Annotated in this window: 23 protein-coding genes; 18 read left to right on the plus strand and 5 right to left on the minus strand. The window is 74.5% G+C overall.

What is annotated here, in order from left to right; translation table 11 throughout:
* Positions 1-292 precede the first annotated feature (292 nt).
* The 8 genes from G1H19_RS17600 (at position 293) to G1H19_RS17635 (ending at position 7065) form a co-directional block, all read left to right on the plus strand.
* A complete protein-coding gene (locus tag G1H19_RS17600; protein ID WP_152728197.1) occupies positions 293-1129 on the plus strand; it encodes a ribonuclease HII in 837 nt (278 codons plus the stop codon).
* Positions 1126-1446: a DUF2469 domain-containing protein gene (locus tag G1H19_RS17605; RefSeq protein WP_152728195.1), complete on the plus strand. Its 321-nt coding sequence runs from the start codon at positions 1126-1128 to the stop codon at positions 1444-1446. The genes G1H19_RS17600 and G1H19_RS17605 overlap by 4 nt, the downstream gene beginning before the upstream one ends.
* A gap of 134 nt (positions 1447-1580) precedes the next feature.
* Positions 1581-1964 carry a YraN family protein gene (locus G1H19_RS17610; RefSeq protein WP_235928350.1) on the plus strand — a complete coding sequence of 128 codons (384 nt, stop codon included), beginning with the start codon at positions 1581-1583 and terminating at the stop codon, positions 1962-1964.
* The gene (locus tag G1H19_RS17615; protein WP_152728193.1) at positions 1964-3487 is read left to right on the plus strand and encodes a YifB family Mg chelatase-like AAA ATPase; all 1524 of its coding nucleotides are present in this window, start codon (positions 1964-1966) and stop codon (positions 3485-3487) included. The genes G1H19_RS17610 and G1H19_RS17615 overlap by 1 nt, the downstream gene beginning before the upstream one ends.
* Entirely contained in the window at positions 3484-4752 is a 1269-nt protein-coding gene (gene dprA / locus G1H19_RS17620) for a DNA-processing protein DprA (RefSeq protein WP_235928361.1), read from the plus strand. The genes G1H19_RS17615 and dprA overlap by 4 nt, the downstream gene beginning before the upstream one ends.
* A 33-nt stretch (positions 4753-4785) precedes the next feature.
* Positions 4786-5760 (plus strand): tyrosine recombinase XerC, encoded by a 975-nt coding sequence (locus G1H19_RS17625; protein ID WP_152728191.1) that lies wholly within the window; start codon positions 4786-4788, stop codon positions 5758-5760.
* Between the two features lie 64 nt (positions 5761-5824).
* Complete coding sequence (whiG, locus tag G1H19_RS17630) at positions 5825-6622, plus strand: RNA polymerase sigma factor WhiG (RefSeq protein ID WP_162393531.1); 798 nt, start codon at positions 5825-5827, stop codon at positions 6620-6622.
* Between the two features lie 2 nt (positions 6623-6624).
* On the plus strand, positions 6625-7065 hold the full coding sequence (locus G1H19_RS17635) for a hypothetical protein (protein ID WP_152728189.1): 441 nt from the start codon (positions 6625-6627) through the stop codon (positions 7063-7065).
* A 103-nt stretch (positions 7066-7168) separates the two neighbouring features.
* Here G1H19_RS17635 and G1H19_RS17640 read toward each other — a convergent pair whose 3' ends face one another.
* Both G1H19_RS17640 and G1H19_RS23485 read right to left on the minus strand, forming a co-directional pair.
* Entirely contained in the window at positions 7169-7525 is a 357-nt protein-coding gene (locus G1H19_RS17640; RefSeq protein ID WP_162393532.1) for a hypothetical protein, read from the minus strand.
* Positions 7516-8055: a murein hydrolase activator EnvC family protein gene (locus G1H19_RS23485; protein ID WP_235928363.1), complete on the minus strand. Its 540-nt coding sequence runs from the start codon at positions 8053-8055 to the stop codon at positions 7516-7518. Before G1H19_RS23485 ends, G1H19_RS17640 begins: the two co-directional genes overlap by 10 nt.
* Before the next feature lie 328 nt (positions 8056-8383).
* On the opposite strand from G1H19_RS23485, the gene rpsB reads away from it, so the two are divergent.
* The 5 genes from rpsB (at position 8384) to G1H19_RS17670 (ending at position 13293) form a co-directional block, all read left to right on the plus strand.
* Entirely contained in the window at positions 8384-9331 is a 948-nt protein-coding gene (rpsB, locus tag G1H19_RS17650; protein WP_152728185.1) for a 30S ribosomal protein S2, read from the plus strand.
* A gap of 178 nt (positions 9332-9509) precedes the next feature.
* The gene (gene tsf / locus G1H19_RS17655; RefSeq protein WP_152728183.1) at positions 9510-10325 is read left to right on the plus strand and encodes a translation elongation factor Ts; all 816 of its coding nucleotides are present in this window, start codon (positions 9510-9512) and stop codon (positions 10323-10325) included.
* 175 nt (positions 10326-10500) lie between these two features.
* Complete coding sequence (gene pyrH, locus G1H19_RS17660; protein ID WP_268895409.1) at positions 10501-11274, plus strand: UMP kinase; 774 nt, start codon at positions 10501-10503, stop codon at positions 11272-11274.
* A gap of 146 nt (positions 11275-11420) precedes the next feature.
* Positions 11421-11978 (plus strand): ribosome recycling factor, encoded by a 558-nt coding sequence (frr, locus tag G1H19_RS17665; protein ID WP_162393533.1) that lies wholly within the window; start codon positions 11421-11423, stop codon positions 11976-11978.
* Positions 11979-11994: 16 nt separating this feature from the next.
* Positions 11995-13293 (plus strand): phosphatidate cytidylyltransferase, encoded by a 1299-nt coding sequence (locus G1H19_RS17670; RefSeq protein ID WP_235909431.1) that lies wholly within the window; start codon positions 11995-11997, stop codon positions 13291-13293.
* Here the strand turns inward: G1H19_RS17670 and G1H19_RS17675 are convergent.
* Positions 13260-14447: a GNAT family N-acetyltransferase gene (locus tag G1H19_RS17675; RefSeq protein WP_162393534.1), complete on the minus strand. Its 1188-nt coding sequence runs from the start codon at positions 14445-14447 to the stop codon at positions 13260-13262. The two genes, G1H19_RS17670 and G1H19_RS17675, sit on opposite strands and share 34 nt — an antisense overlap.
* Positions 14444-15094 (minus strand): TrmH family RNA methyltransferase, encoded by a 651-nt coding sequence (locus tag G1H19_RS17680; RefSeq protein ID WP_235928365.1) that lies wholly within the window; start codon positions 15092-15094, stop codon positions 14444-14446. The genes G1H19_RS17675 and G1H19_RS17680 overlap by 4 nt, the downstream gene beginning before the upstream one ends.
* Before the next feature lie 34 nt (positions 15095-15128).
* Here G1H19_RS17680 and rlmN point away from each other — a divergent pair, with 34 nt between their 5' ends.
* Both rlmN and G1H19_RS17690 read left to right on the plus strand, forming a co-directional pair.
* Positions 15129-16316 carry a dual-specificity RNA methyltransferase RlmN gene (gene rlmN, locus G1H19_RS17685; RefSeq protein ID WP_152728180.1) on the plus strand — a complete coding sequence of 396 codons (1188 nt, stop codon included), beginning with the start codon at positions 15129-15131 and terminating at the stop codon, positions 16314-16316.
* Positions 16313-17032, plus strand: coding sequence for a VIT1/CCC1 transporter family protein (locus G1H19_RS17690; RefSeq protein ID WP_162393535.1), 720 nt, complete (start codon positions 16313-16315; stop codon positions 17030-17032). The genes rlmN and G1H19_RS17690 overlap by 4 nt, the downstream gene beginning before the upstream one ends.
* Before the next feature lie 33 nt (positions 17033-17065).
* Here G1H19_RS17690 and G1H19_RS24150 read toward each other — a convergent pair whose 3' ends face one another.
* A complete protein-coding gene (locus G1H19_RS24150; protein ID WP_174278113.1) occupies positions 17066-17389 on the minus strand; it encodes a DUF2631 domain-containing protein in 324 nt (107 codons plus the stop codon).
* A gap of 87 nt (positions 17390-17476) precedes the next feature.
* Between G1H19_RS24150 and dxr the strand changes: the two genes are divergently transcribed.
* Genes dxr through ispG form a run of 3 tightly spaced genes read left to right on the plus strand, consistent with a single transcriptional unit; the run spans position 17477 to position 21280 of the window.
* The gene (dxr, locus tag G1H19_RS17700; protein ID WP_193616487.1) at positions 17477-18679 is read left to right on the plus strand and encodes a 1-deoxy-D-xylulose-5-phosphate reductoisomerase; all 1203 of its coding nucleotides are present in this window, start codon (positions 17477-17479) and stop codon (positions 18677-18679) included.
* A gap of 11 nt (positions 18680-18690) precedes the next feature.
* Positions 18691-20064, plus strand: coding sequence for a M50 family metallopeptidase (locus G1H19_RS17705; RefSeq protein WP_235909430.1), 1374 nt, complete (start codon positions 18691-18693; stop codon positions 20062-20064).
* 55 nt (positions 20065-20119) lie between these two features.
* The gene (ispG, locus tag G1H19_RS17710; protein WP_152728176.1) at positions 20120-21280 is read left to right on the plus strand and encodes a flavodoxin-dependent (E)-4-hydroxy-3-methylbut-2-enyl-diphosphate synthase; all 1161 of its coding nucleotides are present in this window, start codon (positions 20120-20122) and stop codon (positions 21278-21280) included.
* The last annotated feature ends 12 nt before the right edge of the window (positions 21281-21292 follow it).

The raw sequence follows: 21292 nt of genomic DNA on the forward strand, positions 1-21292 counted from the left end.
CCGCTCGCTGACGCGGCGGCACCTGGACCCTCCTCCCGCTCTCGCGCGGGGGACGGGCTGTCTCCTCCTCAGCAGCCCGTCCCGCCCCCGGGGCAGGTGAGCCCGGCTCCGTGCCGGGCCACCACACTCCCGTCCACCTGCGGCGCCGGTGTCGATCCCGACGTCGCGGAGAGGGGCGGACCGCGAGCCGGTCGCCGCACCCGCGGCGGCCGGCTCGCACCCCGTGGTGGCCGTGCCGCCGACCGGCACCGCCCGGACGACGGCCGCCGGTGCGTCGTAGTCTCGGACGGCGATGGCCGCTCCACCCCGAACCGCCTCCGCTCCTGATGCCGACCGGCTCTGGACGATGGAGTCCGCGCTGCGCCGTCGCGGCTTCCGCGCCGTCGCCGGGGTCGACGAGGCCGGCCGCGGTGCCTGCGCCGGGCCCCTCGTGGCCGCTGCCTGCGTGCTGCCGGCCGGGCGGCGGGGCCGCGTGCCGGGGCTCGCGGACTCCAAGCTGCTCACCGCTGCCGCCCGGGAGCGGGTCTACACCGAGGTGGTCGACCGCGCCGTGGCCTGGTCGGTGGTGGTCATGCCGGTGCCCGACCTCGACGCGCGGGGCATGCACGTCACCAACATCGAGGCACTGCGCCGGGCGGTGCACACCCTGCCCACCTCGGTGGACTACGTGCTCAGCGACGGCTTCCCGGTCGACGGCCTGGTGCAGCCGGCGCTGGCCGTCTGGAAGGGCGACCGGGTGGCGGCCTGCGTCGCCGCGGCGTCGGTGCTGGCGAAGGTGACCCGGGACCGGATGATGCTGGACCTGCACGAGCGGCACCCCGGCTACGACTTCGACGTGCACAAGGGGTACGTGACCGAGCTGCACCGCACGGCCCTGGAGCGGTACGGACCCTGCCCGGAGCACCGCCGGCGCTACGTCAACGTGGCGCGCGCCCAGGCGGTGCACGCCGCACGGGAGCGCCGCCTGTCGGCGGCGAGCGCGATGCACGATGATGGGCCGGTGGACGCATCCGGGGCGCAGGCGCGCCTGCCGGCACCCGGCCCCGCGTCTGCCGGCCACCGAACGGCCGGCCATCACGTGCCGCACCTGATGACGGAGTCCCCGACGCCCGTGGAGCACCTGCGATGAGCACCGAGGACCTCGAGAAGTACGAGACCGAGATGGAGCTGCAGCTCTATCGCGAGTACAAGGACATCGTCCGCCAGTTCTCCTACGTCGTGGAGACCGAGCGGCGCTTCTACCTCGCCAACTCCGTCGACCTGCAGGTCCGGGACGCCGGGGGAGAGGTGTACTTCGAGCTCAAGCTCTCCGACGCGTGGGTGTGGGACATGTACCGCCCCGCCCGGTTCGTGAAGAACGTGCGCGTGGTGACGTTCAAGGACGTCAACGTGGAGGAGCTGGACAAGCCCGACCTCGAGCTGCCGGAGAGTCCACGGCTGCCGTGACCGGGCGCGTCCCATCCCGGGAGGCTGCACCCATCGGTGCCTGACCCGTCGGCGGCCGTCCACAGGCAGACTGCTCGTCCACAGGTGCCCCGGACCCCTGGCCGAGCGCCGGCCGGCCCCGGCACGGTCGTGCGGTGACGACATCCCGCCCTCCCGGCGTGCCCCCGGCCCGCTCCCAGCTCGGCGCCTTCGGCGAGCGCGTCGCGGTGCGCGTGCTCACCGACGCCGGCATGCACGTGGTCGACCGCAACTGGCGCTGCCGGGCCGGTGAGCTCGACCTGGTCGCCCGGGACGGTTCGGCCCTGGTGTTCTGCGAGGTGAAGACCCGCACGGCCACCGGCTACGGCCACCCGGTCGAGGCGGTCACCGCACTCAAGCGGCGCCGGCTCCGCGGGTTGGCCGCGGCCTGGCTCGCTGCGCACGACGAGCACGCGCCCGACCTGCGCTTCGACGTCGTCGGGGTGCTGGTGCCGCCGTCCGGGCTGCCCCGGGTGCGCCACCTGCGCGGGGCCTTCTGATGACGCTGGCCCGCACCTGGTCGGTCGGCATCGTCGGGGTCCGCGGCGCGATGGTCGAGGTGGAGGTCGACCTGGCCAGTGGCCTGCCCGGCGTCGTGCTGGTCGGGCTGCCCGACGCGGTGGTGCGCCAGTCTGTCGACCGGGTGAAGGCCGCGGTCGTGAACACCGGCTACGAGTTCCCCAACCGGCGGGTCACGATCGGCCTGTCCCCGGCGTCGATGCCCAAGCAGGGCAGCGGCTTCGACCTGGCCCTCGCGGTGGCGGTGCTCGCCGCCGCCGGCGTCGTCCCGGCGCCGGTGGTGCGCGACCTGGTGCTGCTCGGCGAGGTGGGCCTGGACGGGTCGCTGCGCACCGTGCGTGGCGTACTGCCCGCGGTCGTCGCCGCGTCGGCCGCCGGCCACCGGCAGGTCGTCGTCCCGGCGGGCAACGCCGACGAGGCCGCGCTGGTCGCGGGCGTGGCGGTGCTGGCCGCCACCTCGCTGGCCGACGTGGTCGCGCACCTGCGGGGCCGGGCACCACTGCCGGCGCACGTGCGCAGCCCCGACGCCGCCGCCGAGCCCGGGCCCGACCTGGCCGACGTGCTGGGCCAGGCCACCGGCCGCCGGGCGGTCGAGATCGCCGCCGCCGGGGGGCACCACGTGTTCTTCACCGGGCCACCGGGTGCCGGCAAGACCATGCTCGCCGAGCGGCTGCCGGGCCTGCTGCCGGCGCTGGACGAGGTCGAGGCCCTGGAGGTCACCGCGGTCGCCTCGATCGCCGGCACGCTGCCGCCGGGGGCGCCGCTGGTCACCCGGCCGCCGTTCGAGGCGCCGCACCACTCGGCCACCATGACCGCCCTCGTCGGCGGCGGCTCCGGGCAGATCCGCCCGGGTGCCCTCAGCCGCGCCCACCGCGGCGTCCTCTTCCTGGACGAGGCGCCGGAGTTCCCCCGGTCGGTGCTCGACACGCTCCGCCAGCCGCTGGAGCGCGGGGAGGTCACCATCCACCGGGCCAACGGCCAGGCCACGTTCCCGTGCCGGTCCCAGCTGGTGCTGGCGGCGAACCCGTGCCCGTGCGCCACTGCGGCCGGGGACACCGCCTGCACCTGCAGCCCGCTGGAGCGCCGGCGCTACCAGTCGCGGGTCTCCGGGCCGCTGCTGGACCGGATCGACCTGCGGGTCGACCTGCCGGCCGTCACGCGGGCGGCCTGGCTGGAGGTGGACCGGCCGCCCCAGGAGTCCACCGCGGTCGTGGCACGGCGGGTGCGGGCCGCCCGTGCCGCCGCGGCGGTGAGGCTGCACGGCTCCGGGGTGACGCTGAACGGCCACGTGCCCGGCCAGCTGCTCCGGGAGCGCTGGCCGGTGCCGCGCCGCGCGCTCGCGCTGGCCGAGCGGGCGCTGGAACGGGGGGCGCTGTCGGTACGCGGCTTCGACCGGGTGCTGCGGGTGGCCTGGACGGTCGCCGACCTGCACGGTGCCACGGTGCCCGATGCGGACCACGTGGCCGAGGCGCTGGGCATGCGGCTGCAGCGGGTGGCGGCGTGAGCGACGAGCTGGTCGAGGACCTGCGGCGGCACGCCGGCGACGCGCCGACCGAGCCGGGACCGTCGGGGGAGGTGCGGGCCGGTGCAGCGGTCCGGCGTGCCCGGGCGTGGCTGTCCCGGCTGGTGGAGCCCTGCACGCTGGACGTGTGGCGCTACGTGGCCGACGTCGGGCCGGTGGACGCCGTGTGCGCGCTGCGGGAGGGCCGGGCGCCCACCCGGGTCACGGCGCTGGCCGGGGCCCGCGTCGCGGACGACCAGAGCCTGGCCGACCTGCGGCGGGCCGAGCGGTGCGGGGCCCGGCTGGTCGTCCCGGAGGACGACGAGTGGCCGGCGCTGTCCCTGCACTGCCTCGAGCTGGCCGTGCTGCGCGAGCCGGTCGCCCCGCTGCCGCAGCGGGACCGCACGCTCCAGCTCGTCCCGCCCCTGGCGCTCTGGGTGCGCGGCAGGCCCCGGCTGGACCACCTCGTGCAGCGCTCGGTGGCCCTGGTCGGGTCGCGCGCCTCCACCGGCTACGGCGAGCACGTCGCCACCGACCTGGGGTACGGGCTGGGGGAGCGGGGCTGGACCACGGTGTCCGGGGGCGCCTTCGGCATCGACGCGGCGTCGCACCGGGGTGCCCTGGCCGCCGGCGTGCCCACTGTCGTCGTGCTCGCCTGCGGGGTGGACCGCGTCTACCCGGTCGCACACTCCGCGCTGTTCGCCCGCGTGCTGCAGGACGGGCTGCTGGTCAGCGAGTGGCCGCCGGGCTGCGCGCCGCTGCGGCACCGATTCCTGGTGCGCAACCGGCTGATCGCCGGGCTCACCCAGGGCACCGTGGTGATCGAGGCGGCGGCCCGGTCCGGGGCGCAGGCCACCGCCAACCGCGCCGCGGACCTGGGCCGGCAGGTGATGGCCGTGCCGGGCCCGGTCACCTCGGCCATGTCGGTGGGGTGCCACGAGCTGCTCCGGGACGCCACCAAGCGGGTCGCCCTGGTCGCCACCGCAGCGCAGGTGGTCGAGACGGTCGGTGCGATCGGCTCGGACCTCGCGGCCCCGCCGGAACGTCCGCAGACCCCGCGTGACGACCTGTCCGACATCGCCCGCCGCGTGCTGGACGCCTGCCCGGTCCGCACCGGGGTACCGCCCGAGCGGCTGGCCGCCGTCGCCGGCTGCGACGTGCTCGACGTGCTGCGGGTGCTGCCGGCCCTGGAGCTCGCCGAGCTGGTTGAGTGGACCGGCTCGGGCTGGCGGGTGACGCACGCGGCCACCGGCGGCGCGGCGCGTTGACCGTCCTCGGGTCGGCGACGCAGGCTGGCCGGCATGGGCCCGTCCACGGCAGACCAGCGTGCGGCGCTGCCCCCGGCGCTGACCGAGGTGCTCGACGGCTACGAGGAGCACCTGCGGCTGCAGCGCAACCTCTCCGCGCACACCGTCCGGGCCTACGTGGGCGACGTGGTCTCGCTGCTGGACCACCTCGTCCGGCGCTCCGGCTCGGTTCCGGCCGACCTCGACCTGTCCGTGCTGCGCAGCTGGCTGGCCCAGGGCCGCACCCGCGGGGGCAGCCGCTCCACCACCGCGCGCCGGGCCGCATCGGCCCGGTCGTTCACCGCCCACCTGCACCGGGCCGGTCACCTGCCGCACGACGTCGGCCAGCGGCTGGTCAGCCCCAAGGCGCACCGCCCGCTGCCCGACGTGCTGGGCGCCGACCAGGCGCGCACGGTGGTCGAGTCGGCCGTGGCCCGGGCCGCGGAGTCCACCGGCGACCCGGACGGCGACCCGCTGACCGCCGCTGTCGCGCTGCGCGACGCACTCGTGCTCGAGCTGCTGTACGCCACCGGGATCCGGGTGGGTGAGCTGGTCGGGCTGGACGTCGACGACGTCGACCCCGCCCGGCGGCTGGTCCGTGTGCTCGGCAAGGGCCGCAAGGAACGCAGCGTGCCCTACGGCCGCCCGGCGCAGACCGCGCTCGACGCCTGGCTGGGCACCGGGCGACCCCGGCTGGCGCACCCGGACAGCGGCCCGGCGCTGCTGCTGGGCCGGCGCGGCGGCCGGCTGGACCCGCGCGAGGCGCGGCGCGTCGTGCACGCCGCGCTCGGCGCGACGCCCGGTGCCCCGGACATCGGCCCGCACGGGCTGCGGCACAGCGCCGCCACGCACGTGCTGGAGGGCGGCGCCGACCTCCGGTCGGTCCAGGAGCTGCTGGGTCACGCTAGCCTCGCCACCACGCAGATCTACACGCACGTCACGGTCGAGCGGCTGCGCGCGGAGCACGCCCGCGCCCACCCCCGTGCCTGAGACGAGTGCGAGATGACGGGGGACATCGTGGCCAGCACCATGCGAGTCGTGTCGGAGGGCAACCGTGGCTGACGCGACGGTCACCCGGATCGGTGCGGCGGGGGACGCGGACGCCGCGATCGCCGACCTCTGGGCCCGCTACGTGGCCGACCGGGGCACCGCCCTGCGCGACCGGCTGATCCTGCACTACGCACCGCTGGTCAAGTACGTCGCCGGCCGCGTGGGCAGCGGTCTTCCGGCCCACGTCGAGCAGGCCGACCTCATCTCCTACGGCACCTTCGGGCTGATCGACGCGATCACCCGGTACGAGCCCTCGCGCGAGGTGAAGTTCGAGAGCTACGCGATGACCCGCATCCGCGGCGCGATCATCGACGAGCTGCGCTCCACCGACTGGATCCCGCGCTCGGTGCGGGTGCGGGCCCGTGAGTTCGAGCGCACGGTCGCCTCGCTGGAGGCCAAGCTGCAGCGCAGCCCCACCGATTCCGAGGTCGCCGCGGAGATGGGCATGGAGGTCGAGGAGATCCGCAAGTTCCTCGGCCAGCTCTCCCTGGTCAACGTGGTCGCCCTCGACGAGCTGCTCAACGACGAGGACGGCTCGGCACCCCGGCTGGTCGACACGCTCAAGGACTCCGCAGCCCTCGACCCGCAGGCCATGGTGGAGCACGGCGAGGCCCGCCAGCTGCTGGCCCGGGCCGTCGAGCAGCTGCCCGAGCGGGAGAAGGTCGTCGTCAGCCTCTACTACTTCGAGGGCCTGACCCTGGCCGAGATCGGCCGCGTCCTCGGCGTGACCGAGAGCCGCATCTGCCAGCTGCACACCAAGGCCGTGCTGCACCTGCGCACCAAGCTCGCCGACATCGCCTGAGCGTGCGCCCGGCCATCGTCCTCGGCACCACCGAGGAGTGCTGCACGGTCGTCGTCGACGGGCAGCAGGTCGAGGTCCGCTACTCGCTGCCCTTCCCGTCGCCCCGGGTCGAGCGGGTGTCCCCGGGGCATCTCGTGGCCCTGGCCGTGGCACCCGATGGCGCCGAGGTCGTCGTCTGGCGCTGGTACGACGCCGTCGTGCTGGGGGAGGGCGAGGGGGTGGTCCGGCTCTGGGAGCCAGCACACGGGGTCGTCGTCGCCCGGCTCCGTGATCCACGGCAGGCACCCCGGCCCGGCAGCCGCGTCTACCTCTCGGCGGGCCTGCCCGGTGCCGAGTGGTGGGCTGCCGGCCCCGCAGTCGACCGCGCGGAGCAGGCCGTCGTCGAGCTCGACGTCGTTCGGCGCTTCCTCCTCGACCACGGTCTGTGGGAGCGCCTCGTCTGAGCCGGTCCCCGATCCGCTCGAGCCACGGCGGACGATCAGGCGGCGTCCGGATCGCGGGCGGTCCGGGTGCTCAGGTGCCGACGAGCACGAACGGCGCACGCGGTCAGTCCCGGTCCAGCAGCAGGACCACCAGCAACGCCGCCTGCGCGGCCAGCAGCAGCACCAGCGGGGGGACGAACCCCTGGGTGAGCACCCACACGTTCCCCGCCAGCAGGAGCAGGGTGATGGCGGCGAGCCCCATCCGGGCGCCCCGCCGGTTCCGGGCGGCCTGCCGGACGAGGACCAGGAGGCCCGCCAGGACGGCCCAGGCGGTGATCGCGGCCAGCGTGCCCTCCCGGTAGCTGACGGCCAGAGTCGTGAGGAACAGCGCCAGCCAGGCGAGGACGAACGCCTGGACCGCGCCGAGCAGTCGGATGCGGGTGTCGGTGCGCGAGCGGTCCGGCGCGGAGGTCAGGTCCACGGCAGCAACCGCACCTGCGTCGGGGCGAGCAGGGTGAGCGGGTCGAGGTAGGTCTCCCCGCGGCGCAGGCCCCAGTGCAGGCAGGCCGCCGCCGGGCAGCCGGCGTGGCCGGCGAGCAGCACCCCGACCGGCGTGCCGGCGTCCACCGCCGTCCCGGCGCCGACGGACGGCTGCACCGGCTCGTAGGTGGTCCGCAGCCCGCCGGGGTGGTCGATGCTCAGCAGCGGGCGCCCGGCGATGGTGCCGGCGAAGACCACCACGCCCGCACCGGCCGCGGTGACCACCGTGCCCGGCTCGCCGACCAGGTCCACCCCGCGGTGGCCGGCCGCATAGGGGCCGTCCGGCAGGCCGAACGGCCGGCTGACGGCCGCTGGTCCGGGCAGCGGCCAGGCCCAGCCCGGGGTCGGGGCGGGGGCAGCGGCCGCCGACGCCTCGGGCGCCGGTGCGGCGACCGCGGCCGGCAGGGGCAGCGCGAACGCCAGCAGGGTGAGGGCGGTGACCGATCGTCGTCGGTGGGCAGGTCTGGGCACCGGGTCAGCCTGCGGCGCCGGCCGCCCGCGTGGCGGCGTCCGCAGCCGGCTGTGGACAGCCGGGCCCCTGTGGACGAGCGCGGTCGGGCCGGTGTCGCGGCCGGGGTATGCTGCTGGACGCGGTCCGTCTCGCGACGGCCCGACTTCGCGCGTCCCCCAACCCCGCCGTCCACCGGTGGGGCGGTCGCCACCTCGGTCCCGGCAGCTCCACCGCCGGGGGTGTGGCCCGCACGGGACGCCAGGGCGGAGCACCACCCGGTGCCCGCGTGAACCGAGAACAGCACGGCCCGGCCCCGGTCGGTGCTGCGCGTGGACAGAGAGGCTGCACATGGCAGTCGTCAGCATGAAGAACCTGCTCGACAGCGGGGTGCACTTCGGGCACCAGACGCGTCGGTGGAACCCGAAGATGAAGCGCTTCATCTTCACCGAGCGCAACGGCATCTACATCATCGACATCCAGCAGACGCTGGGGTACATCGACCAGGCCTACGAGTTCGTCAAGCAGACCGTGGCCCACGGCGGTTCGATCATGTTCATCGGGACCAAGCGCCAGGCGCAGGAGGTCATCGCCGAGCAGGCCACCCGCGTCGGCATGCCCTACGTGAACCAGCGCTGGCTCGGTGGGATGCTCACCAACTTCCAGACCGTGCACAAGCGCCTGATGCGCCTCAAGGAGCTCGAGGACCTGGAGCAGACGGGCGCGCTCGTCAGCCTCTCCAAGAAGGAGCAGCTGGTCCTCTCCCGCGAGAAGGCCAAGCTCGAGCGCTCCCTCGGCGGCATCCGCGACATGCAGAAGGTGCCCAGCGCCGTCTGGATCGTGGACACCAAGAAGGAGCACATCGCCGTCGGTGAGGCCCGGAAGCTGGGCATCCCCGTCGTCGCGATCCTCGACACCAACTGCGACCCCGACGAGGTCGACTACAAGATCCCGGGCAACGACGACGCCATCCGCAGCGCCGCCCTGCTCACCCGCGTGATCGCCGACGCCGTCGCCGAGGGCCTCATGGCCCGCGCCGCGGCGCAGGCCAACGCCGGTCGCGGCGAGGACAGCGCGGCCCCGGTCGCCGACGCCGAGCCGCTGGCCGACTGGGAGCGCGAGCTGCTCACCGGCCAGCAGGGTGGCGACGCCGCTGCCGCCGCCGACAGCTCCGTGCCGGCCGACACCGCCACCCCGGCGCCGGCCCCGGCCATCGACACCCCGGCCGCCCCCGCGGCGACCGAGGTGCTGGCCCCCGCCGGCGAGGCGACCCCGGCCGCGGGCGGCACCGCCCAGTAGCAGCACCCCCTGCTGCCGCTCGTGCACGCCCGGGCGGTGGCGGGGAATGACGCGGGCGCCGCCCCTCACGACGAGGGGCGGCGCACTGCGCGTCCACGACGCACGGGCCCCGCGCCCGCCCAGTACCACGCCGCTCCGGCTCTCCTCCGGGGCGCTGCCCAGTAGATGAGAGGACGACATGCCCGACTTCACCGCTGCGGACGTCAAGCGTCTGCGCGACGCCACCGGCGCCGGCATGATGGACTGCAAGAAGGCCCTCACCGAGGCCGACGGCGACTACGACAAGGCCATCGAGTTCCTGCGGATCAAGGGCGCCAAGGACGTCGGCAAGCGCCTGGAGCGCTCGACGACCAACGGCCTCGTGGTCAGCCGGGAGAACGTGCTGCTCGAGCTCGACTGCGAGACCGACTTCGTCGCCAAGAACAAGGACTTCTCCGCCCTCGCCGAGCGACTGCTCGACGTGGTGCTGACCGCGAAGCCCGCGGACGTGCCGGCGCTGCTGGCCACCGACGTCGACGGCCAGACCGTCGCCGAGCTGATGGAGAGCGAGTCCGCCCGGATCGGCGAGAAGCTCGTGCTGAGCCGCTTCGCGGTCTTCGAGGGCCAGACGGCCACGTACCTGCACAAGCGGGCCACCGACCTGCCCCCGGCCATCGGTGTCGCGGTGCAGTACTCGGCCGGCACTGCCGACGCCGCGCGCTCGCTGGCGATGCACATCGCCGCCGCCCGCCCGCGCTACCTGACCCGCGAGGAGGTCCCGGCCGAGACGGTCGAGACCGAGCGCCGGGTCGCCGAGCAGACCGCCAAGGAGGAGGGCAAGCCCGAGCAGGCGATCACCAAGATCGTCGAAGGTCGGGTCAACGCCTACTACAAGGACTTCGTCCTGCTCGAGCAGCCCTCGATCGTCGAGCCCAAGCGCACGGTGAAGCAGGTCATCGCCGACGCCGGCCTGACCGTCGACCGCTTCGTGCGCTTCGAGGTCGGCCAGCTCTGAGAGGACCCCGCTGCCCTCGTCACGTGCTCCGCATGCGTCGGGACCCTGGCAGCGGGGCAGTACCGGCTCCGCACCCCGATGAGGGGGGCGGAGCCGGTCGTCTGTCCGCGGCCGGCCGAGGTCCGGGGACCATGCGGCAGGATCGAGCGAACGCCACCGAGGACAGGATGACCAGATGACGATGACCGAGAAGCCCCCGCTGTCGGCGCCGACCGCGTTCCGCCCCGCGGACAGCGACGGCTACCACCGGGTGCTGCTGAAGCTCTCCGGGGAGGCCTTCGGCGGCGGCAAGGTCGGCGTCGACCCGCTGGTCATCCGCAACCTGGCCGAGCAGCTCGCCGAGGTCGTGGCCAACGGCACCCAGGTCGCCGTCGTCGTCGGTGGTGGCAACTTCTTCCGCGGGGCCGAGCTCTCCCAGGCCGGCATGGACCGCGGCCACGCCGACTACATGGGCATGCTCGGCACGGTGATGAACTGCCTGGCCCTGCAGGACTTCTGCGAGAAGGCCGGGCTGCAGACCCGCGTGCAGACCGCCATCACGATGGGCCAGGTCGCCGAGCCCTACATCCCGCGCAAGGCCATGCGGCACCTGGAGAAGGGCCGGCTGGTCATCTTCGGCGCCGGCGCCGGGATGCCGTACTTCTCCACCGACACCGTCGCCGCCCAGCGCGCCCTGGAGATCGAGTGCCAGGTGCTGCTGATGGGCAAGAACGGCGTGGACGGCGTGTACGACGCCGACCCGCGCACCACCCCCACCGCGACCATGTACCGCGACCTGGACTACGCCACGGTGCTCGCCAAGCAGCTGAAGGTCGCCGACGCGACGGCGATCAGCCTGTGCATGGACAACGAGATGCCCATCGTCGTCTTCGACCTGCTCAGCGACGGCAACATCGCCCGGGCGGTCGCAGGTGAGAGGATCGGCACCCTGATCAGCCCGCAGGCCTGACCCCTCCGCCGGAGGTCGGCACCGAGGACCGTCGCTCGCCGGGCGCGGTCCGCCGGAGTACCGCACGATCGCAACACGAGACCACGGCCCGCATCGACGGCAGCGGGCAGGCCCCGGCCACCCGCGCCGCAGGAGGAGAGACACACGTGATCGACGACACCCTGCTCGACGCCGAGGAGCGGATGGACAAGGCACTGTCCGTCGCCCGCGAGGACCTCGGCTCGGTCCGCACCGGCCGCGCGGCGCCGTCGATGTTCAACAAGATCCTCGTCGACTACTACGGCGCGCTCACCCCGGTGCCGCAGATGGCCTCGATCAGCATCCCCGAGGCCCGCATGGCCGTCATCAAGCCCTACGACATGACGCAGCTGCAGGCCATCGAGCGCGCCATCCGGGACAGCGACCTCGGCGTCAACCCCGGCAACGACGGCCAGATCATCCGGGTCACGTTCCCCCAGCTGACCCAGGACCGCCGGCGTGACCTGGCCAAGGTCGCCCGCGGCAAGGGCGAGGACGCCAAGGTCGCGATCCGCAACGTGCGCCGGCGAGCCAAGGAGGAACTCGACCGCATCAACAAGGAGGGCGAGGCCGGTGAGGACGAGGTCCGCCGCGCGGAGAAGGACCTCGACGACCTGACCGCCACGCACACCGCCGCCATCGACGAAGCCGTCAAGAACAAGGAAGCCGAGCTGCTCGAGGTCTGACCTCCGCGACCACGCCATGGCATCCCACCCCCGCGGCCACGAGCCCGACGACGAGGTACCCGGTCCCGGCGGACCGGGTACCGGTGCTGGGCGGGGCCGGCTGGCCGGACTGACCCACCCGCCGCTGCCCCGCGCGGCGCGGGCACCGGACGCCCACCCCGGCGCGACCCCGGACGGCACGGCCCGGATGCGCAGGGTCGAGCCCGAGGCACCCGAGGGCACCGCTCGGCTGGCGCTGCCGGACCTGCTGGACGCCGGCCGCGCGCCCGCATCCGACCCGGAGCGGGTCGAGCTCGACCGCACGGTCCGCTCCGAGGCCGTGGAGACGCACGACTGGGACGACCCGGACGACGACCGGTACGACGCCGACGACCGGTACGACGCCGACGACGAGCGCGACGACGCGGCGGACGACGTCCCGCTGACCGCCCTCCCGGACGCCCCCGGTGCGGCTGTCAGCGGCGCCACGCTGGAGCCGAACCCCACCGGCGCGCCACCGGCCCGCACGGGCAGGGCCGGCCGGGACATGGTCGCGGCGATCGGTGTCGGGCTGTCGCTCGGGGCGGTCATCCTGGCCAGCCTGTTCCTGCACAAGCCGGCGTTCCTGCTCGTCGTGCTGGTCGCGGTGGTGGTCAGCGTGGTGGAGCTGACCCGCGCGCTGCGCAAGGGCCAGTACGACCCGCCGCTGACCCCGCTGCTCGTCGGGTCGCTGGCGATGCTCGCGCTGGCGTGGGAACGCGGACCCACCGGGCTGGCGGTCGGCTTCTTCCTCACCGTGTTCGCGGTGCTGCTGTGGCGGCTCGGCGACGGGCCGGTCGGCTACCTGCGGGACGCCTCCACCGGCGTGTTCGTGGCGCTCTACGTGCCGCTGCTCGCCGGCTTTGCCGTGCTGCTGACCCTCCCGGACGACGGGGTGGCCCGGGTGATCGCGTTCATCGCCACCGTGGTGGCCAGCGACGTCGGCGGGTTCCAGGCCGGCGTGCTGTTCGGCAAGCACCCGATGGCGGAGTCGGTCAGCCCGAAGAAGACCTGGGAGGGCATGGCCGGCTCCGTCGTCGCCTGCTCGATCGCCGGCGCCCTGTTCGTCACGCTCATGCTCGACGGCACCTGGTGGGGTGGCGTGCTCTACGGGGTGGCCATCGCCGTCACGGCCACCCTCGGGGACCTGGGGGAGTCCCTGCTCAAGCGGGACCTGGCGATCAAGGACATGGGGCACCTGCTGCCCGGCCACGGCGGCCTGATGGACCGGATGGACTCGCTGCTGCCCTCCGCGGCCGTCGCCTACCTGATCCTCTCGGTGGTCGCCCCGACCTGAGGAGGGCGTCCCACGTACGGGCTCGCGGAGGTCCGGGGTGCGGGACGCGCGGGATCAGCAGGGCGCACCACGGTCCAGGACCGGCCCACCTCGGTGAAGCCGCGGCGGGCGTACCAGTGCCGGGGCCAGTCGTCGGCCGTGGCCTCCAGCACCACCAGGTCGCACCCGGCCCCCTCGGCGAGCGCCAGCAGCCGGTCCAGCACGGCCCCGGCGTGCCCGCGGCCCCGGTACCCGGGGTCGGTGAGCACCGCCTCCACCGAGGCGGTCGCACCGTCCACCCGGAGCTGGCCGGAGGCGACCACGCGGCCGGCCTCGCGCACCACCACGTCGTGCACCGCGACCACCCGGTCGTTGCCCTGCTCCCGCCCCACCAGGTCGGCCACCACGTCGTCCAGGTCGGCCCGACCGGCGAGCTCGTGGCGCCAGGACGCGCGCCACAAGTCGTGCACCGCGTGCTGGGGCACCACCTCGGTGCGGTGGTCGTCGGTGACCGGCACCGGCCCGGTCCGCGCCATCACCAGCGTCTCGTCGACCGCCCAGCCCCGCCGACCCAGCGCGGCCGCGACCGGCCCGGCCCCCGGCCATCGCAGCGTCGCCACGGCCGCCGGCCAGGCCCGCTCGGTGGCGACCTGGGTCACCACCGCCTCGACCGTGTCGGCGTCGACGGGGTCGATCAGCAGCACCCGGTTGTCCTCGTGCGAGTGCGCGTACCGCGGGTCGCTGACCGCGACCCCGCCCGGGACGTCGTCCACCCGGGGGGACCGGCGCACCGGCAGGGACAGCTGCAGGGCCAGCGCCCGGCCCAGGGCGTCGTCCGGTCGCGGTAACGCCGGAGTCCGGGGCGGCAGCCACGGCACCACGGCCACCACCGCGGTCACCGGCAGCGGGCCGTACAGGTGCGGGAAGCGCATGCTCGCCGGGTCGCCGGGCACCCCCGGCTCGTCCCGCACCGGGTCGGTCAGCCGGGCCGGGTCCACGACGAGCAGCACCAGGTCACGGCGTCCCGGGTACAGCCGGGCCGCCGGCAGGTGCACCTGGTCGGGCCGGGACAGGTGCACGAAGCCCACCTCGGCCAGCGACGGCGGGCGCACGGCGCCGGCGTCCAGCGCGGCCCGCCAGGCCGCGGGCTCGACCAGGTGCAGCAGCACGCTCACGACGGCTCCCCGGCGTGCTGGCGCACCCAGGCGTGCATGGCGATGCCGGCGGCGACACCGGCGTTGACCGACCGGGTGGAGCCGAACTGGGCGATGGACAGCACCTCGTCCGCGGCCGCCGTGGCCCGTTCGCTGAGCCCGCTGCCCTCCTGGCCGAACAGCAGCACGCAGGCGCGGGGCAGGACCGCGGTCTCCAGCGGCGTCGCGCCGGGCAGGTTGTCCACGGCCAGCACCGGCAGCCCGCCCGCGCGCGCCCACGCGTGCAGCGCGGCGACGTCCGGGTGGTGGCGCACGTGCTGGTAGCGGTCGGTGACCATCGCGCCGCGGCGGTTCCAGCGGCGGTTGCCCACCACGTGCACCTCGGCGGCGAGGAAGGCGTTGGCGGTGCGCACCACGGTGCCGATGTTCAGGTCGTGCCGCCAGTTCTCGATGGCCACGTGGAAGGGGTGCCGGCGGGTGTCCAGGTCGGCCACGATCGCCGACACCGACCAGTAGCGGTAGCGGTCGACCACGTTGCGCCGGTCACCGTGGGCCAGCAGCTCGGGGTCGTAGCGCGGGTCGTCGGGCCACGGACCCGGCCAGGGGCCCACCCCGACGGAGTCGAGCACCGGCTGGGGAGGAGGGAGCTCACTGCTGGACCCGGCCACGCGGGCCCACGGTAGTGGGACCATGGAGGGCGCCATGACTGCCCTGCCTCTCGTCTTCGACCCACCCAAGCGCGGCAAGCCGCCGCGCCACCTCGCCGACCTCACCCGTGCGGAGGCCCGCGCGGCGGTCACCGAGCTGGGTCAGCCGGCCTTCCGCGCCGACCAGCTCGCGCGTCACTTCTACGCCGGCACCACCGACCCCGCGGCCATGACCGACCTGCCCGCGGCGGTGCGCGCCGAGCTCGCCGGGGCGCTGCTGCCCGGCCTGCTGACCGTGGTCCGCCACCAGAGCGCCGACGGCGGCCGCACCCGCAAGACGCTGTGGCGGCTGCACGACGGCGCACTGGTGGAGAGCGTGCTGATGCGCTACCCGGACCGGGCCACGGTCTGCATCTCCAGCCAGGCCGGCTGCGGCATGGCCTGCCCGTTCTGCGCGACCGGGCAGGGTGGGCTGACCCGCAACCTGTCCGCGGCCGAGATCATCGGCCAGGCGGTGGCCGCCGCAGCGGCGATGGCGGCCGGCGAGATCCCGGGCGGCCCGGGCCGGCTGTCCAACGTGGTCTTCATGGGCATGGGCGAGCCGCTGGCCAACTACGCGCGGGTGCGCACGACCCTCGACGCGCTGCTCGCCCCGGCCCCGTACGGCCTGGGCCTGGCCCAGCGGTCGGTCACCGTCTCGACCGTCGGGCTGGTGCCGGCCATCCGCAAGCTCACCGAGGAGGGGCTCGCCGTCACCCTCGCGGTCAGCCTGCACGCACCGGACGACGAGCTGCGCGACACCCTCGTGCCGGTGAACACCCGGTGGAACGTGACCGAGGTGCTGGAGGCCGCCGACGGCTACGCGCAGCGCACCGGGCGCCGGTACTCGATCGAGTACGCGCTCATCCGGGACGTCAACGACCAGCCGTTCCGGGCCGACCTGCTCGGCCGGCTGCTCGCGCGCCGGCTGGCCCACGTCAACCTCATCCCGCTGAACCCGACCCCGGGCAGCCGCTGGGACGCCAGCCCCCTGCCGGCGCAGCGGGAGTTCGTGGCCCGGCTGCGGGCCGCCGGGGTGGCCACCACGGTGCGCGACACCCGCGGCCAGGACATCGACGGCGCCTGCGGCCAGCTGGCCGCGGCCGACCTGGCCGAGGCCGCCGACGGGTTGCCCAGCATCGCGCTGCCGATGCCGGAGCAGTCCGAGGAGACGGTCGGGCTGGGCTCGCAGGACGACGCGTGAGCGCCCCGCTGACCGAGGAGCGTCCGGAGGCGCACGACCACAGCCACGCCGACGTCTCCGGTGGCTGGCTGCGGGCGGCCACCTTCGGCGCGATGGACGGGTTGGTCACCAACACCGCACTGGTGGCCGGCGTCGGCGGCGGGGGCGGCAGCGCCCGGGCCGTCGTCCTGGCCGGGGTGGCCGGGCTGGTCGCCGGGGCGATCTCGATGGCGTTGGGGGAGTACACCTCGGTGCGCACCCAGAACGAGCAGCTGGACCTGGAGGTGGCCAAGGAGCGGCGCGAGCTGCAGGCCGACCCGGCGGGCGAGCTGGCCGAGCTGACCGACCTGTGGGTGGCCCGCGGCCTGGACCGGAGCCTGGCCGAGCAGGTCGCCGAGGCGCTGTCCCGCGACCCGGAGAAGGCGCTGCGGGTGCACGCGCTGGCCGAGCTGGGGCTGGACCCGGACGACAAGCCCTCGCCGGTGACGGCGGCGGTGTCCTCGTTCCTGTGCTTCGCCGTGGGGGCGCTGCTGCCGCTGCTGCCCTACCTGCTGGGCGGTGAGCTGCTGTGGCCCGCACTGGTCTGCGGCGGGCTCGGCCTGGTGGCGGCGGGCGCGCTGTCCAGCCGCTTCACCCCGCGAGCCTGGTGGTACGCCGGGGCCAGGCAGTTGCTGTTCGGCGCCGTGGCGGCGGCCGCCACCTACGGCATCGGCTCGCTCATCGGCGTCAGCGTCTGACCCGGGCCCCCGCCGTCCCCGGCGGGGCGCCCGTCAGCCGCGCCAGGCGTTGCGGCGTCGGACGATGTCCCACACCAGGATGACGACGAGCACGAGGGCGATGCCGCCCAGCCAGAGGTCCTCGACACGACCCTCGTGGTTGCCGACGAAGTAGGACAGGATCACCGAGACCATGATCCAGCCGCCGATGCGGCCCTTCCGCCCGGTCTCGCCGTGCCACCCCCACTCCTCCGGCCGTTCGTGCGTGACGGGCTCGGAACCGGGGCGGACGATCGCCACCTCGTCCCGGGACTGCTCGTTGCCGATGACCCGTGTGCCGCGGGCCCCACGTGCGCCCCGGTTGCTCTGCTCGCTCACCCCTCCATCATGACAGGCGGTGCCCCGCGCCACCCGGCGCACCGGCTCGGGTCGGTGCGTGCCGCGCACGGCTGGGAGGATGCCGCCGTGAGCGAGCTGCGAGAGGTCACCGTGCTGGGGTCCACCGGGTCCGTGGGGCGCCAGGCGGTGCAGGTGGTCGCCCAGAACCCGGACCGGCTGACCATCACGGGCCTGGCCGCCGGTGGCGGTGACGTCGCCCTGCTGGCCGAGCAGGCGCTCTCCCTGGGCGTGCGCACGGTGGCGGTGGCCCGGGCCACCGCCGCCCAGGACCTGCAGCTGGCCTTCTACGCGGCGGCCCAGCAGCGGGGCTGGGCCACGGGGCAGTACCGGCTGCCGGAGATCCTGGCCGGCCCGCGGGCCGCCGAGGAGCTCGCCGCCCGCCCCGCCGACGTGGTGCTCAACGGCATCTCCGGCTCGATCGGGCTGCGCCCCACGCTGTCCGCCCTGGCCGCCGGCCGCACCGTGGCCCTGGCGAACAAGGAGTCCCTGGTCGCCGGCGGGGACCTGGTCACCGCGGCGGCGGCACCGGGGCAGCTGGTGCCGGTGGACTCCGAGCACTCGGCGATGGCGCAGTGCCTGCGCAGCGGACGGCGCGCGGAGGTGGCCCGGCTGGTGCTGACCGCCAGCGGCGGCCCGTTCCGCGGCCGCAGCCGCGCCGAGCTGGCCGGGGTCACCCGCGAGCAGGCCCTGGCCCACCCGACCTGGGCGATGGGCCCGGTCGTCACCATCAACTCGGCCACGCTGGTGAACAAGGGCCTGGAGCTGATCGAGGCGCACCTGCTCTTCGGGGTGCCGTACGCCGACATCGACGTGGTGGTGCACCCGCAGTCGATCGTGCACTCCATGGTCACCTTCTCCGACGGCGCCACCATCGCGCAGGCCAGCCCGCCGGACATGCGGCTGCCCATCGCGCTGGCGCTGGGCTGGCCGGACCGGCTGCCGGAGGTGCAGCCGGCGCTGGACTGGTCGACGGCCAGCAGCTGGGACTTCGCCCCGGTCGACCACGAGGCGTTCGGTGCCCTGCGGCTCGCCCGGGAGGCCGGGGAGGCCGGCGGGGTGGTGCCCGCCATCTTCAACGCGGCCAACGAGGAGGCCGTGTCGTCCTTCCTGGGGGGTCGCCTGTCGTTCCCCGGCATCGTCACGGTCATCGCGCGTACTCTCGGCGCGGCGCCGGACCTCGGCGTCCCCACCTGCGTCGATGACGTCCTGGCCGCCGAGAGGTGGGCCCGGGACCACGCCCGCGCAGCGATCGCCGGAGGTTCGGACTGAGCGGCTTCCTGTTGACGGTCCTCGGGATCGTCGCCTTCGTCGTGGGCATGCTGTTCTCGATCGGTTTCCACGAGGCCGGCCACTTCTTCTGGGCCCGGAAGTTCGGCATGCGGGTGCCGCAGTTCATGGTCGGCTTCGGCCCGACGCTGTTCTCCCGCACCCGGGGCGAGACCGAGTACGGCATCAAGGCCATCCCGCTCGGCGGCTACATCCGCATCGTCGGGATGATCCCGCCGGCCGAGCAGGGCGAGAGCAAGCGGGCCACCCGCATGCGCAGCTTCATCGCCGAGGTCCGCGGCGCCGCGCTCGACGACGTGCGGCCCAGCGACACCGGGCGGGTGTTCTACGCCAAGCCGTGGTGGCAGCGGGTCATCGTCATGTTCGCCGGGCCGTTCAACAACCTGGTCCTGGCCGTCGTCTTCTTCACCCTGACGCTCACCGCCCTGGGCACGTCCGTCCTCACCACGCAGATCGACGAGGTCCCGGCCTGCGTCGTCCCGGCCAACGCGGCGAGCATCAGCAGCGACCCGGACGCTCCGGACCCCTGCACGGTGCCGCTGGTGACCTCCGGTGCCGACGCGGGCCAGACCTGCACCCAGGGGACGGCGAACTGTGCGCTGCCGGTGCCCAGCCCCGCTGCCGAGGCCGGGCTGCGCCCCGGCGACACGATCGTGGCCATCGACGGGAAGACCGTCGACCCCACCGTCTTCGACAGCTGGACGACGGTGCAGGACGCCATCCGCAGCAACCCCGGTCAGGCCGTGCCGCTGACCGTCGAGCGCGACGGGCAGCGCCGCGAGCTCACCGTCACCCCGATCGAGAACACCGTCGTCGACACCGACGGCACCGGCACCGTGACCGCCGGCTACCTGGGCGTCGCGCCCTCGCCGGGGTTCGACCGCCAGCCGTTCAGCGTGGTGCCCCGGTACTTCGGCATGGTCGTGTCCCAGTCGGTGGACAAGCTCGTCGAGCTGCCGCAGCGGGTGCCGGCCCTCTTCGGCGCGGCGTTCCTGGGCGACGAGCGGGACCCGCAGGGCCCGATCGGCGTGGTCGGGGTGGGCCGGCTGTCCGGGGAGTACTTCGCGCTCACCCAGTTCAGCGCCCTGGAGAAGCTCAGCTTCTTCCTCAGCCTGCTGGCCAGCGTGAACATGGTGCTGTTCCTGTTCAACCTGGTCCCGCTGTACCCGCTGGACGGCGGGCACGTGGCCGGTGCGCTGTACGAGAAGGCCCGCTCGGTGGTGGCCCGGCTGCGGGGCCGGCCCGATCCCGGTCCGTTCGACATCGCCCGGTTGATGCCGGCCGCGTACGCGGTGGCCGGGGTGTTCGTCCTGCTGTCCGGGCTGCTCGTGATCGCCGACATCGTCAACCCGATCACGCTGCAGTAGCGCCGCCGTCGCGCAGGTCACCAGCGCGTGCGGCGGGGAGGGGGATACTGGGGCCATGGCGATCCCTGTCAGTCTCGGCATGCCCGCCGCCCCCCCGCCCGTCCTGGCTCCCCGGCGCAAGACCCGGCAGCTCCAGGTCGGCTCGGTCTCCGTCGGCAGCGACTCCCCGGTCAGCGTCCAGTCGATGTGCACCACCAAGACCGCGGACGTGAACGCCACCCTCCAGCAGATCGCCGAGCTCACCGCCTCCGGCTGCCAGATCGTGCGCGTCGCGGTGCCCGACACCGACGACGCGGAGGCGCTCGCCGAGATCGCGCGCAAGTCGCAGATCCCGGTCATCGCCGACATCCACTTCCAGCCGCGCTACGTCTTCGCCGCGATCGACGCCGGCTGCGCCGCGGTGCGGGTCAACCCGGGCAACATCAAGAAGTTCGACGACAAGGTCGGCGAGATCGCGAGGGCCGCCAAGGACCGCGGCACCCCGATCCGGATCGGCGTCAACGCCGGCAGCCTGGACAAGCGGCTGCTGGCCAAGTACGGCAAGGCGACGCCGGAGGCCCTCGTGGAGTCCGCGCTCATGGAGTGCGCGCTGTTCGAGGAGCACGACTTCCGCGACATCAAGATCTCGGTCAAGCACAACGACCCGGTGGTCATGGTGCGCGCCTACGAGTTGCTGGCCGCCCAGTGCGACTACCCGCTGCACCTCGGCGTCACCGAGGCCGGCCCCGCCTTCCAGGGCACGATCAAGTCGGCCGTGGCCTTCGGTGCACTGCTCAGCCAGGGCATCGGCGACACCATCCGCGTCTCGCTGTCCGCGCCCCCGGTCGAGGAGGTGAAGGTCGGCAACCAGATCCTGGAGTCGCTCAACCTGCGCCAGCGCGGTCTGGAGATCGTGTCCTGCCCCTCCTGCGGGCGGGCCCAGGTCGACGTCTACAAGCTGGCCGACGAGGTCACCGCCGGGCTCGAGGGCATGGAGGTGCCGCTGCGCGTGGCCGTCATGGGCTGCGTCGTCAACGGCCCCGGTGAGGCCCGGGAGGCCGACCTCGGGGTGGCGTCGGGCAACGGCAAGGGCCAGATCTTCGTGAAGGGCGAGGTGGTCAAGACGGTGCCCGAGTCGATGATCGTCGAGACCCTGATCGAGGAGGCGATGAAGATCGCCGAGGCCATGACCGACGCCGGGACGCCGTCCGGGCCGCCGGTCGTGGCCGTCAGCTGACCCGCCCGGCCT

It is taken from the genome of Goekera deserti, from assembly GCF_010685995.1.
Lineage (GTDB): Bacteria > Actinomycetota > Actinomycetes > Mycobacteriales > Geodermatophilaceae > Goekera > Goekera deserti.

Bases quoted from the DNA above. Each gene is read 5' to 3' on its own strand.
- rpsB (WP_152728185.1), top strand. From the start codon at position 8,384: ATGGCAGTCGTCAGCATGAAGAACCTGCTCGACAGCGGGGTGCACTTC.
- G1H19_RS17670 (WP_235909431.1), top strand. From the start codon at position 11,995: ATGGCATCCCACCCCCGCGGCCACGAGCCCGACGACGAGGTACCCGGT.
- tsf (WP_152728183.1), top strand. From the start codon at position 9,510: ATGCCCGACTTCACCGCTGCGGACGTCAAGCGTCTGCGCGACGCCACC.
- G1H19_RS17615 (WP_152728193.1), top strand. From the start codon at position 1,964: ATGACGCTGGCCCGCACCTGGTCGGTCGGCATCGTCGGGGTCCGCGGC.
- rlmN (WP_152728180.1), top strand. From the start codon at position 15,129: ATGACTGCCCTGCCTCTCGTCTTCGACCCACCCAAGCGCGGCAAGCCG.
- pyrH (WP_268895409.1), top strand. From the start codon at position 10,501: ATGACGATGACCGAGAAGCCCCCGCTGTCGGCGCCGACCGCGTTCCGC.
- G1H19_RS17605 (WP_152728195.1), top strand. From the start codon at position 1,126: ATGAGCACCGAGGACCTCGAGAAGTACGAGACCGAGATGGAGCTGCAG.
- G1H19_RS17625 (WP_152728191.1), top strand. From the start codon at position 4,786: ATGGGCCCGTCCACGGCAGACCAGCGTGCGGCGCTGCCCCCGGCGCTG.
- G1H19_RS17600 (WP_152728197.1), top strand. From the start codon at position 293: ATGGCCGCTCCACCCCGAACCGCCTCCGCTCCTGATGCCGACCGGCTC.
- ispG (WP_152728176.1), top strand. From the start codon at position 20,120: ATGGCGATCCCTGTCAGTCTCGGCATGCCCGCCGCCCCCCCGCCCGTC.